The sequence below is a fragment of the Clostridioides sp. ZZV15-6388 genome (genome assembly GCF_020657755.1).
GTDB lineage: Bacteria > Bacillota > Clostridia > Peptostreptococcales > Peptostreptococcaceae > Clostridioides.
This window is the reverse complement of the sequence record NZ_JAGWCU010000148.1, coordinates 1-255: the sequence shown is the minus strand read 5'-3', so window position 1 is coordinate 255 and position 255 is coordinate 1. Positions and strand designations below refer to the sequence as shown.

Here is a 255-nt window from a genome sequence, read left to right as displayed (position 1 = left end):
AGAATAAGCACCGGCTAAGTACGTGCCAGCAGCCGCGGTAATACGTAGGGTGCAAGCGTTAATCGGAATTACTGGGCGTAAAGCGTGCGCAGGCGGTTCTGTAAGACAGATGTGAAATCCCCGGGCTCAACCTGGGAATTGCATTTGTGACTGCAGGACTAGAGTTCATCAGAGGGGGGTGGAATTCCAAGTGTAGCAGTGAAATGCGTAGATATTTGGAAGAACACCAATGGCGAAGGCAGCCCCCTGGGATGC

1 rRNA gene is annotated in these 255 nt (G+C 52.5%); it reads left to right on the top strand.

Annotated features, from left to right (window positions below):
- A 16S ribosomal RNA gene (locus KGF48_RS20815) occupies positions 1-255 on the top strand; the annotation flags it as partial.